Below are 16,448 nucleotides of genomic sequence, written 5' to 3'. Positions count from 1 at the left end.
GTAGATGACTAATGAAAAGCGCCCTCAACTAGTTTGAATAATCTTTACAAAATTCACTTAGAATGAGCGATCAAATAATCAACAAGCAAAACAAAAGGCCTTTACGCGGCCTTTTGTTCGGTGTCATCTTTATGCTCAATGAGAACACCGGCTTCTTTAAGCATCCACTCAATATGAATGCCATATCCACTTGTCGGATCATTGACGAATACATGCGTGACAGCGCCAACAAGCTTACCATCTTGAATAATTGGACTTCCACTCATACCTTGCACAATCCCGCCCGTTTTATCAAGTAAGGCTGGGTCAGTCACTTTGATGACCATGCCTTTCGTCGCTGGAAATCGTTGCGGAATAGAATTGACAATTTCAATATCGAATGCCTCAATCTCTTGGCCTTCAACAACGGTTAACAGTTGCGCTGGACCTTTTTTCACTTGTGAAGCTACGGTAATTGGAATGGGTTTGCGGTCTACTTGCTTCGGAAACGGACGTTGCAGCGTCCCAAACACACCAAAAGGGGTGTTTTTTTGAACGGTTCCAATCGATTTTCCTTCAGAAAGGAAAGCAGCTATTTTTTCGCCTGGAACACCTTGATTTCCCTTAGTAATCGACGTCACTTGAGAGAGCAATAACTCGCCTTCGTACACAGATACGGGTTCTTTTGTCAAACGATCGGCGATGACGTGTCCTAAAGACCCGTAACGCTTCGTATCAGGATCAATGAATGTCATCGTCCCTATCCCCGAGGCAGCTTCTTTAATATATAATCCAAGGCGATATTTTTGCTCCGCTGGATCAAGCTGTGGCTGCAAGGATGTTTCAAATGACTGATCATTTCGTTTGACCTCAAGCTTCATTGCTTTTCCTGCTTTACCTGCTTTTTGAACAAGCTCGCCAAAGTTTTTCATTGTCGTTACTGCTTGCCCATTCACTTGCACAATCATGTCACCTGTTTGCAGGCCTGAAGCCTTCCCAGGAGACAATATCCCTTTTTTCGTATCAATATCGTGGTACCCAACAATTAAAACGCCGCCTGCGTTCAAGCGTACACCAATTGACTGGCCTCCAGGAATTAAACGAATGTCGTCAAGCATTCGCACCTCGGATTGTTTAATCGGAAAACCGCCCAACGTATAATGCAACTTTGCTACCCCTGATTTTTTTGCTTCAACGCTCACCTTATTTGCATCTTTTTGAACCGTCAAGGATGGAGCACTTTCCATTTCAATGCCTGGTAATGCATCCACTTGGACTGGTTGACTATTTGTGAACATTGTCATGGAAACAGGAAGCTTTACATATGATATAAAAGGCGGGCTTGTCGTCAATCCAATAAAAGCAACAAGGAGAAAGACACCAACCAGTTTTCTAACAGGTAATTTCCTTTTCATACTCACTCTCCTCGTTTCCGCCTGCACTTGATGTTTACATTCAATAATGTTGCCTTTACGAAAGCCTTTTATAACTGACGGACGACAAAAAAGCCATCCAATCATGGATAGCTTTCTCACACATTGTTTTTATAAACATCAGCTAAGGCCAAAAGCTCAGAAGCATGCTTCTTTGTCAGCTCTGTCACTTCAGTACCCGCGATCATCCTTGAAATCTCGTTCTGCGCTTCATCCTCTTGCAGCTTACGTACGCCTGTTGCTGTTCGATCGTCGTCGATGCGTTTAGAAATGTAAAGATGCTGATCTGCCATCGCGGCCACTTGGGGTAAATGAGATATACAGATCACTTGTGATGTTCTTGCGAGCTGGTATATTTTTTCAGCCATTGCCTGAGCGACACGGCCACTAACGCCTGAATCCACTTCGTCGAAAACAATAGCTGTTTTTTTCTGCAACTTGGAGAAAATACTCTTTATCGCCAACATCATTCGTGACAGCTCTCCGCCTGAGGCGACCTTCACAAGTGGTTTTAATGGCTCTCCTGGATTTGTCGAGATGAAAAACTCAATTCGATCCATTCCATTTGAATCAAACGATGGTAATGGTTTCCATTCCACTTTAAACGTTGTTTTTTCCATATATACAGCCTTTAATTCATCGTGAATCGCGTTTTCAAGTACATGAGCGTGTCTTTTGCGAATATCTGTCATTTGCTGTGCTTCTAATGCCATATCTTTCTCGAGCTCTGCCAGCTCCGTTTGAACCCCTTCGATATGAGCGTCTTTATGTTCAAGTGTTTCGAGTTCCTCTTCAATTGACGATGCATAAGCTAAAATATCGTCTTCGGTGGCGCCATATTTGCGCTGTAGCGTTTGTATTTCCTGTAAGCGGGCTTCCACTGTATTTAAACGGTCGGGGTCATGCTCAAGCTGGTCAATGGTCTGACGAATGGCATAAGAAGCCTCTTCAAGAGCATAATGACTTTCTAACACGGTCTGATGTAAAGTTTTATATGTCGAATCCAATGAGGCAATTGATTCAAGCTCAGTCGTAGCAAGACCAGTCCAATCCAAACCTTTGTGCTCCCCATAAAGCGCATTATAAGCTTGTTGCAATGCGTGAAAGAGCTGCTCAAAATTGGCCAGCTGTTGCTTTTCCTTTTCTAGCGCAGCACTCTCACCTGGCTGCAATTGTGCAGATTGGATATCGTTCAGTTGAAAGCGCAATAAATCAATACGCTGTGCTGTTTCCTGTTCATTTTCGGACAGTTCGCGCAATCTGCTTTTTAACTGTGCTCGCTTCTTGTATAGCTGTTTGTATTCTGTAAGGGTCGCAGTTAATGCACTGCCAGCATATAAGTCAAGTAACGGACGGTGACGCTCAGGCTTCATCAAATCTTGGTTTTCATGCTGTCCATGTATGTCAACTAAACGTTGCCCGATTTCACGAAGCATCCCTAACGTCACTAATTTTCCATTCAACCGGCAAATATTTTTTCCTTTTAAAGAGATTGACCTTGATAGGACCATCATTCCTTCTTCCACTTCAATGCCCTGTTGTTGAAGTACCTCGAGCACACTTGACTGATCTCCTACTTGAAAAAGCCCCTCGATTTCCGCACGTTCACATCCGTGTCGAACAAATTCGTGAGATCCCCTCGCACCCATTAACAATGATATGGCATCAATAATGATCGACTTTCCTGCACCAGTTTCTCCGGTAAGCACAGTAAGCCCTTCATCAAGCGAAAGTGATATTTCTTCGATAATGGCAAAATTTTTAATTCGTATTTCTAACAGCATAAGTAAATCCTCCTTAGAGCAAGTGGATCAACTTTTCTTTTAGCTCCAATGCCTGTTCAGGAGTTCTACAGATAATCAAACATGTATCATCTCCGCAGATCGAACCGACAATCTCTTCCCAGTCTAAATGGTCTATAATTGCCCCGATCGATTGAGCATTACCAGGCAGCAGCTTCAGTACGATCATATGGCCTGCTGTATCAATTTTCACGAAAGAATCCATTAAGTATCTTTTTAATTTCTCTAACGGATTGAATCGTTGGTCAGCAGGGAGGCTGTATTTATAAATTCCGTCAGCTGTAGTGACCTTTACAAGGTGAAGCTCCTTTATATCTCGAGAGATGGTCGCCTGTGTGACATGAAAGCCCGCTGCGCGCAAACGCTCGACTAATTCCTCTTGGGTATCGATATCATGTTCAGTAATTAATTCTCTAATTTTTATTAAACGCTGTCCTTTACTCACACTTTTGCTGTTCACCCATGTCAAGGGCACGACAGCACGTCACCTCCTTTGGTCTTTTTAAAAAGTACAAGATCATTCATGCATGGGCCGCTAAAGTAAGATGCGCATTTTGAATCACTTGCTCGATATGCCTCGAAGTGATGGTGACATCTTGCCCTGCTTGAAATTGAAACCAGGCCAAATATTCAATATTGCCATCGCCACCAGTGATCGGTGAGTATGTTAAATCACGACAAACGAAGCCAAGTTGTGAGCACATATCAATGGTGCTTAACAACACATCGTGATGAACGGCCGGATCCCTCACAATTCCTTTTTTACCTACACGTTCTTTCCCAGCCTCAAATTGTGGCTTTATTAAAGCAATGACGTCTCCTCCAGGTGCGAGAATATCTTTGAGAGCGGGAAATATTAGCGAAAGAGAAATAAATGATACATCAATCGTCGCCACTTCTGGCAAACCCCGATCAAACTGATCTTCTGTTGCATAACGAAAGTTCGTTTTCTCCATGACAACAACACGATGATCAGAACGTAATGACCACGCAAGCTGGTTCGTGCCAACATCAACCGCATAAACAAGCCTTGCACCATTTTGCAAGGCACAATCAGTAAACCCACCTGTGGAAGCGCCGATGTCCACCATGATTTTATTTGTTAATGACACTGAAAAGGCTTGAAGAGCTTTCTCAAGCTTCAAACCTCCTCGACCTACATAAGGGTGTTCCTTACCTTTAATACGCAACGGAGAGCTGAGAAGCAGCTTTTGCCCAGGCTTGTCAATTCGTTCTGTCCCCGAATAGACAAGACCTGCCATAATGGCGCGCTTTGCCTGCTCTCTCGTTTCAATCAGCTGTTGCTGTACTAAAAGTATGTCAACCCGTTCTTTTTTTTCATTCATCGATTTACGCCCTCTGTTTAAGGTTTTGCTGTTCAGATCGTACCATTTTTCGCAGCTTTTGCATCATGTTATCGGACGTAAGACCAATTTCTTCAAGCAACTGTTTTGGACTACCATGTTCAACAAAATAATCTGGTATTCCCATTCGCTCAAGCGTTACATTCGTATACTGATGCGTCTGCAAAAACTCAAGCACTGCTGAGCCAAAGCCACCTTCAAGTGCTGTTTCTTCAGCTGTTAGAATCGGTAAATGTGCTTTCGCTAGAGCATGCATCATCGTTTCGTCCAATGGTTTAATAAAACGAGCATTAACGACTTGAACGTTTAATTGTTCGCTTTGTAGTTTACGCGCCGCTTCCAAAGCTGGCTCGATCATCGTTCCGACAGCTAAAATGACTGCGTCATGACCTTCGACGAGTGTCTCCCACGTCCCAATGTCGATGACCTCTTTATTTTCAGGCGTTGGCTTCGCACCTACACTACCACGAGGGAACCGCATCGCTATTGGTCCATCATCATAAGCCAATCCGGTCTTCACCATCGCCTGACACTCGTTTTCATCTTTCGGCATCATGATCACCATATTCGGTAAATGACGCATAAAGCTAACATCAAAAACACCTTGATGCGTTTCACCGTCTGCACCGACGAGACCACAGCGGTCAATTGTAAGGAATACGTTCAAATTTTGCCGCGTGACATCGTGAACTAGTTGATCGTATGCTCTCTGCAAGAAAGTCGAATAGATGGATAGCACTGGCTTCATCCCATCCGCTGCTAGCCCCGCTGCCATCGTCGTTGCGTGCTGCTCGGCAATGCCGACATCAAAGAAACGGTCTGGAAACTGTTCAGCAAAAGCTTCTAGCTTTGAACCGACTGGCATCGCTGGCGTGATGACAGCAATACGCTTGTCTTGCTCAGCTTCTTTAATAATCGCATCGCTCACGACCTTACTCCAACCTGGCGGAGCGTCTACAGGCTTCACAAATTCTCCTGAATCGATTTTATACGGTCCCGTCCCGTGCCATGCTCCTTTTACATCCATTTCTGCAGGGTGATAACCTTTGCCTTTTTTCGTTACGACGTGAAGCAGCACCGGCCCATCAATTTTCTTTGCATATTGAAGATGGCCCTCAAGATCATCAAAAGAATGACCATCGACAGGACCTAAATAAGTAAAGCCCAATTCCTCGAAAAACATCCCTGAAACCATTAAATATTTGAGACTGTCTTTTACACGCTCTGCTGTAGAAGCAAGCTTTCCACCGACGGCTGGAATTTTTTTAAGCAAAAACTCAAGCTCTTCCTTTACCCAACGGTACTTCCCAGCTGTTCGAAGGCGGCCAAGCATACTGTGTAATGCACCAACGTTTGGAGCAATAGACATCTCATTATCATTTAAAATGACAATCACTTTCCGCTGCTCATGTCCGATATGATTCAAAGCTTCTAAAGCCATTCCGCCTGTAAGTGCCCCATCACCTATGATCGGCACGACATGATTGTCATCGTTTCTCATATCCCGTGCGACAGCCATTCCCATCGCCGCAGATAAAGAAGTTGAGCTATGACCGGTTTCCCACACATCGTGCTCGCTTTCAACTCTTTTCGGAAAGCCACAAAGCCCTTTGTATTGACGGAGCGTGTCAAATTGTCCAGCACGGCCAGTTAAGATTTTATGAATATATGCTTGATGACCGACATCCCAAATGAACTTGTCTTTTGGCGAATCAAATGTTTTGTGAAGCATTAAAGTGAGCTCAACAACTCCCAAATTAGGCCCGATGTGTCCACCCGTTTTTGAGATCGTCGTAATGAGGAAGTCCCGTATCTCTTGAGCCAGCTGCTCAAGCTCCTCTGTCGACATATTTTTGAGAAATTTAGGGTTTTCGATTTTTAGAAGATCCAAATCGACCACTCGCTTTCATGGCTTTTTGTTTTGCTCGTCGTTTTCTGTCCTTACTGTCTCTAAACACTTTAATCTTTAGCTTCTCCTCAAGCAAGTAAAAAAACTCTCCGACTTTAAGGATAATGTGGTTGGCATAATGGATGGCGAAGGACTTACCTATTGCTTTACCACCGACTGTCATCGCCGCAACCACACTTGCAAAAATAACGTTTACCGCTTGCTGTAAGGGCGGGGAAGCGTCTACATTGATCGAAATGGTAAGTACGACAGCTGCGGAGGCCGTCCCACTAATAATACCAGCAATATCTCCGATCACATCATTACAGAAATTCGAAAAACGATCCGCATTCCTGACAATTTGTATCGCTTGCTTAGCACCCTTTACTTTTTCAGCAGCCATTGCATGCATTGGCGCCTCTGTAGCAGCGGTCGACGCTACGCCGAGCATATCAGAAACAATACCGACAAAGACGATCCCAAATACAATTGCCATCCCGAGTGCCCAACCTACACCGCCCAATAAAATAGTAGAAATAACTGAAAAAATAGCCGCTAACACAAACGTGATAACGGCAATAATCATAGTCCAACGTATAGATTTATTTAGAACGTTCAGCATGATGTAACGATCGCTTCTCCTTTTATAACAAGGATATGTAGAACGCGACCGCACTAAAAGTAAAAACTGCGGCTTAGGTCCAGTAGGTTTTCCCAACGTGCAACCTCGTGTTGCCACAAAGGCGGTTCCCCTTTCATACACATTTGATGCCGTCACCGGACATCAGACTGGATTACCACTTAGTCCACACTATAATCCCTTTAGTGCGTTAACCAAACAGCCTAGGAATTTTCTTCAACAGTTCTTAACTGCATTCTAGCCTCTTTTGCAAGATCAGGTTTCATAAGGAGTTCCAAATGCAGAGCAAGTGGCCACTTTGTTCCACACCTTATGCCTCAATCCCCTCTGACCCACTCAAGGCAGGCTACGCCGGCGCAGGATAACCTACGTTAAACCGGGTTTCTCACTCCCGTCACTCCGCAAATTATGCCAGAAGACAGCAAGTGGCCTCCACGAAGGGAGGGTTCACGCCCACATGCCGTTGTGGATCGCCCGCCCTTCTTAACTCCCAGCATCAACCCAAGGCTGGGCGCCTCGGGCCAATACAAGGAACTTCATCGATGTGCCCTTTAGCGGATTTTTAGGCCCGCCCTCAAATGCAGTGAACTGACTAGGATACTGCGTCGCATTGTTAATACATATTATAGCATAAACTAAGGCAGTACTCAATCATCGTGCTTAGTAATTTCGCTCGACAATATATTGAGTTAAAGCCGTTAGCTGCTCATTGTGGTTGAGGGGTAATTGTGCCAAAAGCTTCATCGCTTCTGTACGTTCAAAGTTAAGGCGGTCCTTTGCACCTTGTATGGTTAATAGTGATGGAAAAGTTGACTTAGCATTCGTCATATCACTGCCAATCGGCTTTCCTATCAGTGCAGTGTCACCTTCGACATCAAGAATGTCGTCTTTGATTTGGAAGGCAAGACCGATATGAGCGCTAAAAGCCGCTAAGCGATCCTGTACTTCTTCAGTTGCATTTGCAACGATCGCTCCTGCCTTCACGGCGAACGAAAGTAAAGCTCCGGTTTTATTTTTATGAATGTTTTCTAATTGGTCAAGCGGTACGGAGACTTCCTCAGCTTCCATATCCATGACTTGACCGCCGACCATACCTGAAGGTCCGGCAGCTTTTGCCAGCTCTTCGATTAAAAGAACGACATTATCCGCTGATAGATAACTACGCGAGCTAGAAATCATTTGGAAAGCATACGTTAACAGAGCATCGCCAGCAAGAATCGCCATTGATTCGCCGTATACTTTATGATTGGTCGGCTGTCCTCTGCGATAATCATCATCATCCATAGCAGGAAGGTCATCATGTATGAGTGAATATGTATGAATCATTTCTAATGCACAAGCAATTGCTAAGCAATCTTCACGCTTCCCGCCGAGTGCTTCAGCAGTCGCAATCATAAGAATAGGACGAAGACGTTTACCGCCCGCTTTTAATGAGTATTCCATAGAAGATTTAAGAGAAGGAGGTGCCTGAAAAGCCATCCGTTGATCAAGTGCCTGATCAACAACTGTTTTCATTTCTTTTAAGTAAGTATCTAACGAACTTGGCATTTATTCTTCCTCCTCTTTCGTCAATGTAAACGGAGAAAACGTTCCTTGTTCATTTAAGATACGATCCATTTCCCCTTCAACATGCTGTAATTTATCGTGGCATAACTTCGTTAATTGAACGCCTTCTTGAAAAAAATGAATTGCTTTTTCAAGAGGCACGTCACCTTCTTCTAGTTTTTGTACGATCGTTTCCAGGTCTTTCATTGCTTCCTCAAAATTCTTCTCTTTGTTTATGTCATTGCTCATCTTGCTGCACCTCCTTCTGTATCTCTGTCACTTGTGCAGTAGCTCGTCCTTTTGCAAAACGAATGCTAATCTCATCGTATTCGCTCAGTTCTTCAACTGATTTAATCACATGATCGTTCTTATATGTAAGGCTGTAACCTCGACTCATCACTTTCAAAGGACTTAAAGCATCGAGTTGTAAAGATTTTTCGTGAACTGCACTTCTCTTTCGCTTCAATTCCGTTTTGTAAGCCTTTAAAAGAGAAAGCGTCAACCTTTCAAGCTGCTCATTTGCATTTTCAAGCGATTTTTGTGGGTTTTGCAAATAGATACGTTCTGCCCACGTCTTATGATACGCTTCTTTCTCCCTCAGTGTTGTCCTTTTCCACGTCAGCAGCCGGTCAAAGATCCGATCAACATCCTGCTGTTTTTGCTGGATAAGCTGTCTAGGGTAGCGAAAAGCATAAGAACCTTGCAACTGCTCTAACCGCTCACGTTTCTGCCGGGCAAAACGTTGAATGGCTTTAAGCAGACGGGCATCCAACATTTGCAGTCGTTCCAACCATTCCTTCGCCTCAGGGACAGCTAATTCTGCTGCACCAGTTGGTGTCGCCGCCCGAACGTCTGCGACGAAATCAGCGATCGTTACATCAGTTTCATGGCCAACGGCACTAATCGTCGGAATTGTACATTGAACAATGGCACGCGCGACAATTTCTTCATTAAACGCCCAAAGCTCTTCAATAGACCCGCCACCTCGTCCGACGATCAACACATCGACCTCATTGCGTGCCTGCACGGCTTCAATGGCTTTCACGATCGATGCAGGTGCTTCTTTTCCTTGAACAAGCACAGGATAAACATCGATGTATGCCGCAGGATAGCGACGTTTAATGGTTGACCAAATGTCGCGAATTGCCGCTCCAGTCGGGGAAGTGATCACACCAATTCGCTTTGGAAAACGGGGCAGCTTTCGCTTGCGATCTTCATGAAAGAGCCCTTCAGCAGCAAGTTTTTTCTTTAGTTTTTCAAACTGCAAATATAAATTGCCACGTCCGTCGAGTGTCATTTCGTGGATGGTCACTTGATACTGGCCGTAAGGGACATAGACGGACACTGTTCCGCAAACAAGAACTTTTTGTCCATCCTCAGGTGAAAATGCTAAACCTGTCGTATCACGCTTAAACATCACACCTTGGATTCTTGCCTCATCATCCTTTAACGTACAATAAATATGACCACGGGAATGTTTTTTCACATTTGACAGCTCGGCGCGAAAATATAATTCCTGCAAATTACGGTCGACATCAAATTTCTTTTTAATGTACTTTGTTAAAGCACTGACCGTCACATAAGATTGACTCATTGCACTCTTCCTCATTGTTCTTTTGCGACATTAGAAAGCAAACCATTGACAAACTTCGACGACTCATCATCTCCATAAGTTTTAGCCAGTTCTACCGCTTCATTAATGGTCACAGTTGTAGGAACATCTTCAATATAAAGCATTTCGTACAATGCTAAACGAAGCAAGCTGCGATCCATTTTCGCCATTCGCTCAAGCGTCCATTGGTGCAGCCGGGCGGAAATGATTTCGTCCAGCTCCGCTCTATTTTCTAAAACCCCGTCTACGAGCTCTAAGCAAAAATCGCTTGCGGCTCGACCCTCCAGCGCATGCATTTTTGCATCCTCTATAGGGATATCTCCAGCCTCTAACTGAAAGATGATTTTAAAAGCGGTTTCTCTCGCTTGATGACGATTCATTCATTCAACCTCATTTCTTCTTCGGAGTTTGCTCTTCTCAGTGTATTATTCCACCTTGTAGGTTGCAAGCACTTGATGTTAGGAATACATCCCCGACAGTGAAAAACCAAAGGAATAAGCTCCTTTGGTCAGACAACGTGCTTTTTTGTTACGAATTGTTTTCAGACTTACCTTCTGATTCAAAATGAATGCCAACGATGTGCACATTAATTTCATGGATACTTAACGAGGTCATTGTCATAAGCGTTTGCCGGATGTGTGTTTGTAATTCTTCGGACACATCAGGAATCGACACACCAAAGGTCATTGTTAAATATAAATCAATAACGACACCATCATCTGTTAAATCAACTTTTACCCCTTTGGCGTGTTGTCGCATACCAAGCCTGTCGGCAAATGAACCATGCATTGAAAAGACACCGTCGACCTCAGAAGCAGCAATTCCGACGATGACTTCGATGACTTCAGGAGCAATTTCAATTTTCCCTAACCCTCTATCTGCATCCTTCATCTTCAAATTTTGCATGTCAGCCACATCTTTCACCCTTTCATCATGATTTAAAGACATCATGCTCTTCTAAAAATGTCGTTGTGAAATGTCCATTTTTAAACACAGGGTGCTCCATCAAATGTAAATGAAACGGAATGGTCGTATAAACGCCTTCGACGACAAATTCACTTAATGCCCGCCGCATTCGTTGAACAGCCTCTTCACGATTTTTTCCGTGAACAATTAATTTGGCCACCATTGAATCATAATACGGCGGGATCGTATAACCAGCATACACAGCCGAATCAATTCTTACACCAGGACCCCCAGGCGTCAAATAGCCGGTCACTTGACCAGGTGAAGGCATAAAGTTTTTCTCTGGGTCCTCTGCATTAATTCGGCATTCAATGGCGTGTCCCGTCAATTGAACATCTTCTTGAGAAAACGATAAAGGCTGACCTTCGGCTACTCGAATCTGTTCTTTAATCAAATCGAAACCAGTAACCATTTCTGTTACAGGGTGCTCAACCTGAATGCGCGTATTCATTTCCATAAAATAAAAGCGGTCTTCTTTCACATCGTAAATAAATTCCACCGTCCCAGCACCGCGATAGTCAACAGCCTCAGCCGCTTGGATAGCAGCCTCTCCCATTTTTTGACGTGTCGCTTCATTCAAAGCAGGCGAAGGTGTTTCTTCAACGAGTTTTTGCAAACGTCTCTGGATTGTGCAATCCCTTTCACCTAGATGTACCGTATGTCCATGTTCATCAGCAATCACTTGAATTTCGACGTGACGAAAATGCTCGATGTATTTCTCTAAATAAACGCCTGGGTTGCCAAAGGCGGTTGCTGCTTCCTGTTGCGTCATCTTATAGCCCTGAATGAGCTCTTCCTCCGTTCGAGCAACACGAATTCCTTTCCCACCGCCACCAGCAGTTGCTTTAATAATGACTGGATAGCCAATGGATTCGGCCACACTTTTCGCATCTTCTACCGTATCGAGAACACCTTTCGATCCTGGTACAATCGGTACGCCAGCTTCACGCATTGTCTCCCGAGCGACATCCTTTGTCCCCATACGTGAAATAGCTTCCGCACTCGGACCAACAAAGGTGACAGAGCAGTCATTACAAATTTCGGCGAAATCAGCATTTTCAGCTAAAAAACCATAGCCAGGATGAATGGCATCGACACTTGTGAGCGTTGCAATACTCATGATGTTTGTGAAATTGAGGTAACTTTGCTGTGAAGGAGTCGGTCCGATACAATAGGCTTCATCCGCCATCTGAACGTGAAGTGCATCTTTATCCGCTATGGAGTGAACAGCGACCGTTTGAATGTCCATTTCTTTACAAGCTCGAATAATTCGAACGGCTATTTCTCCACGATTTGCGATGAGTAATTTTTGTATCTTTTTCATAGCGATCACTCCGGTCTAACGTAGAACAATGGCTGACCATATTCCACAAGCTGACCATTTTCAACGAGAACCTTCTCAATCGTTCCCGAAATGTCCGCCTCAATTTCATTAAAGAGCTTCATTGCCTCGAGAATACAAACAACCTTTCCAGAGGTAATCTGATCTCCTTCCTTCACATAAGGATCAGATTCTGGTGTAGGTGATGCATAAAAAGTTCCGACCATCGGTGACGTGATTTCGTGAAAGGCTTCGTCTTTCACATCTGCATTTTCAGTATTCACCTCAGCCGTCTGACTCTGTCCTGCCGGTGGAACGACAGGGGTACTTGCTGCTTGCGGTGTTGCTTTGTCGTAAACCATCGTCGGTTCAGCTATATGTACCTTGCTCGACTGTTTTTTAAGCTGTAATCGGAACCCTTCATCTTTCAGGTCCAGTTCTTCAATACTAGATTGATCCAGCATTTCAATAAGTTCTTTAATTTCGTTCAAATTTAACACAGGGCCAACGCTCCTTTTCCACGATTCCATTCTATATTACCGTTGTTTTCTGCTATGAGCAAATGATACCAAAAGTTAATTCCACTTGTCACTGTTGAATCTCTATATCTAAAAAAGTCTCAAACTGTTTGCGGACGCTCTAGTCGCCTCATCACACGGCCAGCTTAGTTTCGTACTTCGGAGAACTTTGTTTGCAAATCACGTAAAAATGGAGCATTCCGAAAAATGAGTGTAAACAAAACCATCGTTGATTTTGTCTACACTCAAAGCTTTCACCTTCCCTATTCAGCTGGCTTCATTTCCACAACAGCAAATGTATTTTGCCCTAGCTCATCTCTGACTGTTGCCATGACTTGATTGGCAAGTGTTTTTGATTGCTCCTCAGATATGACTGTTACATTGACATCGTCCCCTGCTACTCGCACGAGTGCATCAGTAAAGCCTTCCTGGCGTAAGCGTGTTTCGATGATCGATTCTTTACTCTCAAGGTTTCGTAATTCCAACACTTCATCATAAGCTTCGCTGCGCTCTTGGCTAGTCAAATCCTCTGCTGCGACCTGTTCTTCATATTCTTCAATCTGGCGGCTGCGCTGCTCGTTCAACTCCAGGCGCATTGTTGTCAGTTCTTCATTAGAGCCTACATTAGAAAAGAAAATGTCCTCTTCATTGGCACTCGCATCTTCAGCGCCTTCCTCAGCTGAAGCCTCTTCATCATCCTTTGCAACAACCACTTCTCCACCGTCATTCTCTGTATGTTCTAAGGAGGCCCCTTCTGTCTCCTGGTCTACTGAAGTGTATTGTGACTCCTGCGGGGATGTCATGTAATAAACAGATAATACAATGACAAGGCTAAGCATCGTCAACAGCCAAACCGTTTGTTTTTTTAAGAGCATATTTATCTTTCCTCCTTTTTTTCGGTAACACAGAAACTCTGTGAGGCGGCACACCTAATGATTTCGTGACCGCTTCGATGATCCAGCTTTTCACCTGTATGTTGTCGGCTCCTTCAGCGACGATAAGAACGCCTCGCACCTCAGGATTCGCCGTTTTTTTCTGCACAACGGATTCCTTGTCGCCATCTCTTGTCGTTACAACGGTTTCCTCTGTTGTCGTTTCATCTATTGTTCGCTCTCCGCCATTTGCATCTTCTTCTCTCGTCTTTTGAATGCGATTTGTTCGATTTTTCTCGTAAATCTTTTCCCCGGTTGACTCAAGGGTCACCATGACAGTCGCGCCCCTTACCCCCATTAAGCCTTCGATCGTCGCCTTAAGTTGGTCTTCATACGCTTTCTCCATAGCATCGATTTCTTCTACATATGATTCTTCTTCCGAGCTGACCCGACCACCTGCATGGAGCGCATCTTCGTCATCCGTAGTTTTTAAAGATTCGTTATCACGCTCGATTGAAGCGACGGTTATCGCCTCTTCGGCATCATCCGTTTCTCCACCAGTTGTTCCTAATACGATGAGAAGCACTCCGATAGTGAGCATTATGACAATGTACGGAATGGGCAAAGAACCACTCGTTTTTTTTAGCGTCATTTTCTTAATTGAATCCCAATTCAGCCATTTCATATGCGGTCCTCCGTTAAAAAGGTCACCATCAGACGGTCCTCTTCAATGCCCCACAACTGACTTAAACGCTTTGCAAAAGAAGCTGAGTCTGGCGCTTCATCTTCCTCAGTGGCTCGCTCTTCACCGTTAATCTCGATGACGACTGGTTCAACATTTTGTGAAGATGAACTTGTTTCTCCAAGTGATACTTTCACGTGTTCCATTTGCCATTGTCCTTGGTCATTTCGCTTCATATCTACGGCTATATCCCTCACCATAACGCCATCCTTTTTCAACTCCTCCTGGGCCTGTTTCTTTAGTTGGACAGCCACCTGTTCAGAAATATATGCACGTTGTGCGACATCTATTTCTTTTTTTCGTAGTTCTACATCTTTTGTGACTTCATTTCCTATTGTAGACTCATTGAACGGCGTTTTTTTGGATCAGCGCTTCTGCATCAATTTGAAAGAGTTTGAGTAAAGGGGAAAGCAAAATTGAAATTAACAATAAGCTAATCACAACCTTTGCATACGTTCTAAAGGAGTTCTGTGGCAGCAGCATGTCTACGATTGATGCGAACAATATAAACAAAATAATTTGTCCAACCCACTCAGTCAGCATGTCCATCATGAACGATCACCTCAACGAACCATCATTGGAATATTACTCGCAGTAATCATAATGGTCAGCGCAAGAAAAAACATGAGCGAAACAATGGCGAGCGAAGCAAATACAAACATCATGCATTTGGAGATGATTTGTAAACATTCAATGACTGGTCCATCACCTAAAGGCTGCATTAAGGCTGCCGTGAGTCGATAAATAAAGGCCAAAACCAATATTTTCATCGCTGGAAACGCCACGATGACAACGAGAACACCGAGACCGATAATGCCGATGGTATTTTTTAAAATGAGCGAAGCCCCAATGACTAAATCAGCTGTATCGGTAAACAAACGTCCGACGACGGGAACGAAATTTCCAGCAACAAACTTCGCCGTCTTTAACAACATACCGTCCGTTACAGCAGCAGTCGCCCCTTGAACAGAAATGACCCCTAAAAAAGCAGCTAACAATACGCCGAGTGCGCCGATCGCGATTTGTCGAAATAAATTTGCCAACTGACTTACTTTGTAGTGCTCTGTCATTGACGAGACGATACCTAACAAAAGTGAAAGAAATAAGAGCGGTAAAACGATACTTTGGATGAAGATACTGCTTACATTCACTAAAAAAATAATGAGGGGGTGAAATAAAGCTGCACTCCCAACGGCGCCGACTGTTGCCATTAAAGCGAGAAGCAGCGGAATTAATGCAACTAAAAAGTGTATCATCGTAGATATTGCACTATTTGCGTAGTCCATAGCAACGTGAAAGGAGTTCAATGCTAAAAGAATTAACACCATATAAACGACTGCGTAGCCAATTTTCGCAACATTCTTTTGCTCGAACGCATTTTGCATCGATTGTAGCAGCATGCTAAACACCGTTAAAATGACGAGGGTGCCCATCAGCTGCCCACTAGCGATCAATTCTTGAAACAAAAAGCGAAGAACTCCTGGGATCAATTCATTTATTTGCAGAGACTCTTGACTGCGAATGATATCAACAAGTGATTTTCGATGACTTTCCGGAAGAAAGTGATCATATTTATCGCTTAACTCTTCCCAAAAATCCTGAATCTCACCAAGCTCAATTTCGTCTAATTGCTGCTCAATCATTTCATTTGTTTCATCCATCATTGTCGCTTCTTCTGCGTGTACCGTCATCGGAATAAAAATGAAAAGAAATAAAAGTGCAATATGAAAGGACTGTCGGGACCACAAACTCTTTCTCATCCTTGT

The 16,448-nt window shown here is 43.8% G+C and carries 18 protein-coding genes; all 18 read right to left on the bottom strand.

Annotated elements, in window-relative coordinates; genetic code table 11:
- Nucleotides 1-101 precede the first annotated feature (101 nt).
- On the bottom strand, nucleotides 102-1,394 hold the full coding sequence (gene spoIVB / locus G4V62_RS01050) for a SpoIVB peptidase (protein ID WP_165198915.1): 1,293 nt from the start codon (nucleotides 1,392-1,394) through the stop codon (nucleotides 102-104).
- 116 nt (nucleotides 1,395-1,510) lie between these two features.
- Nucleotides 1,511-3,196: a DNA repair protein RecN gene (recN, locus tag G4V62_RS01045; RefSeq protein ID WP_165198914.1), complete on the bottom strand. Its 1,686-nt coding sequence runs from the start codon at nucleotides 3,194-3,196 to the stop codon at nucleotides 1,511-1,513.
- Between the two features lie 13 nt (nucleotides 3,197-3,209).
- Nucleotides 3,210-3,659, bottom strand: coding sequence for a transcriptional regulator AhrC/ArgR (ahrC, locus tag G4V62_RS01040; RefSeq protein ID WP_165199083.1), 450 nt, complete (start codon nucleotides 3,657-3,659; stop codon nucleotides 3,210-3,212).
- A gap of 76 nt (nucleotides 3,660-3,735) precedes the next feature.
- The gene (locus tag G4V62_RS01035) at nucleotides 3,736-4,560 is read right to left on the bottom strand and encodes a TlyA family RNA methyltransferase (RefSeq protein ID WP_165198913.1); all 825 of its coding nucleotides are present in this window, start codon (nucleotides 4,558-4,560) and stop codon (nucleotides 3,736-3,738) included.
- A gap of 4 nt (nucleotides 4,561-4,564) precedes the next feature.
- A complete protein-coding gene (dxs, locus tag G4V62_RS01030; protein ID WP_165198912.1) occupies nucleotides 4,565-6,469 on the bottom strand; it encodes a 1-deoxy-D-xylulose-5-phosphate synthase in 1,905 nt (634 codons plus the stop codon).
- Complete coding sequence (locus G4V62_RS01025) at nucleotides 6,441-7,184, bottom strand: CNNM metal transporter family protein (protein WP_312855404.1); 744 nt, start codon at nucleotides 7,182-7,184, stop codon at nucleotides 6,441-6,443. The genes dxs and G4V62_RS01025 overlap by 29 nt, the downstream gene beginning before the upstream one ends.
- Nucleotides 7,185-7,766: 582 nt before the next feature.
- Complete coding sequence (locus tag G4V62_RS01020; protein ID WP_165198911.1) at nucleotides 7,767-8,654, bottom strand: polyprenyl synthetase family protein; 888 nt, start codon at nucleotides 8,652-8,654, stop codon at nucleotides 7,767-7,769.
- Nucleotides 8,655-8,900: an exodeoxyribonuclease VII small subunit gene (locus tag G4V62_RS01015; RefSeq protein WP_212508612.1), complete on the bottom strand. Its 246-nt coding sequence runs from the start codon at nucleotides 8,898-8,900 to the stop codon at nucleotides 8,655-8,657.
- The gene (gene xseA / locus G4V62_RS01010) at nucleotides 8,890-10,245 is read right to left on the bottom strand and encodes an exodeoxyribonuclease VII large subunit (protein ID WP_165198910.1); all 1,356 of its coding nucleotides are present in this window, start codon (nucleotides 10,243-10,245) and stop codon (nucleotides 8,890-8,892) included. The genes G4V62_RS01015 and xseA overlap by 11 nt, the downstream gene beginning before the upstream one ends.
- A gap of 11 nt (nucleotides 10,246-10,256) precedes the next feature.
- Nucleotides 10,257-10,643 (bottom strand): transcription antitermination factor NusB, encoded by a 387-nt coding sequence (gene nusB, locus G4V62_RS01005; RefSeq protein WP_165198909.1) that lies wholly within the window; start codon nucleotides 10,641-10,643, stop codon nucleotides 10,257-10,259.
- Between the two features lie 148 nt (nucleotides 10,644-10,791).
- Nucleotides 10,792-11,178 carry an Asp23/Gls24 family envelope stress response protein gene (locus tag G4V62_RS01000; RefSeq protein WP_376768241.1) on the bottom strand — a complete coding sequence of 129 codons (387 nt, stop codon included), beginning with the start codon at nucleotides 11,176-11,178 and terminating at the stop codon, nucleotides 10,792-10,794.
- Nucleotides 11,179-11,194: 16 nt separating this feature from the next.
- Complete coding sequence (gene accC / locus G4V62_RS00995) at nucleotides 11,195-12,553, bottom strand: acetyl-CoA carboxylase biotin carboxylase subunit (RefSeq protein ID WP_165198908.1); 1,359 nt, start codon at nucleotides 12,551-12,553, stop codon at nucleotides 11,195-11,197.
- Between the two features lie 5 nt (nucleotides 12,554-12,558).
- Complete coding sequence (gene accB / locus G4V62_RS00990) at nucleotides 12,559-13,050, bottom strand: acetyl-CoA carboxylase biotin carboxyl carrier protein (protein WP_165198907.1); 492 nt, start codon at nucleotides 13,048-13,050, stop codon at nucleotides 12,559-12,561.
- 281 nt (nucleotides 13,051-13,331) lie between these two features.
- Nucleotides 13,332-13,943, bottom strand: coding sequence for a SpoIIIAH-like family protein (locus tag G4V62_RS00985; RefSeq protein ID WP_165198906.1), 612 nt, complete (start codon nucleotides 13,941-13,943; stop codon nucleotides 13,332-13,334).
- Nucleotides 13,900-14,625 (bottom strand): stage III sporulation protein AG, encoded by a 726-nt coding sequence (spoIIIAG, locus tag G4V62_RS00980; RefSeq protein ID WP_165198905.1) that lies wholly within the window; start codon nucleotides 14,623-14,625, stop codon nucleotides 13,900-13,902. The genes G4V62_RS00985 and spoIIIAG overlap by 44 nt, the downstream gene beginning before the upstream one ends.
- The gene (locus tag G4V62_RS00975) at nucleotides 14,622-15,017 is read right to left on the bottom strand and encodes a stage III sporulation protein AF (RefSeq protein ID WP_165199079.1); all 396 of its coding nucleotides are present in this window, start codon (nucleotides 15,015-15,017) and stop codon (nucleotides 14,622-14,624) included. Before G4V62_RS00975 ends, spoIIIAG begins: the two co-directional genes overlap by 4 nt.
- Nucleotides 15,018-15,024: 7 nt before the next feature.
- Entirely contained in the window at nucleotides 15,025-15,234 is a 210-nt protein-coding gene (gene spoIIIAF / locus G4V62_RS20235) for a stage III sporulation protein AF (RefSeq protein WP_165198904.1), read from the bottom strand.
- An 11-nt stretch (nucleotides 15,235-15,245) separates the two neighbouring features.
- Entirely contained in the window at nucleotides 15,246-16,442 is a 1,197-nt protein-coding gene (spoIIIAE, locus tag G4V62_RS00965; RefSeq protein ID WP_165198903.1) for a stage III sporulation protein AE, read from the bottom strand.
- Nucleotides 16,443-16,448 lie beyond the last annotated feature (6 nt).

It is taken from the genome of Litoribacterium kuwaitense, assembly GCF_011058155.1.
Classification (GTDB): Bacteria; Bacillota; Bacilli; order Bacillales; family DSM-28697; genus Litoribacterium; species Litoribacterium kuwaitense.
The sequence above is the reverse complement of the archived record's forward strand: the minus strand, read 5'-3'. Positions and strand labels throughout refer to the sequence as shown.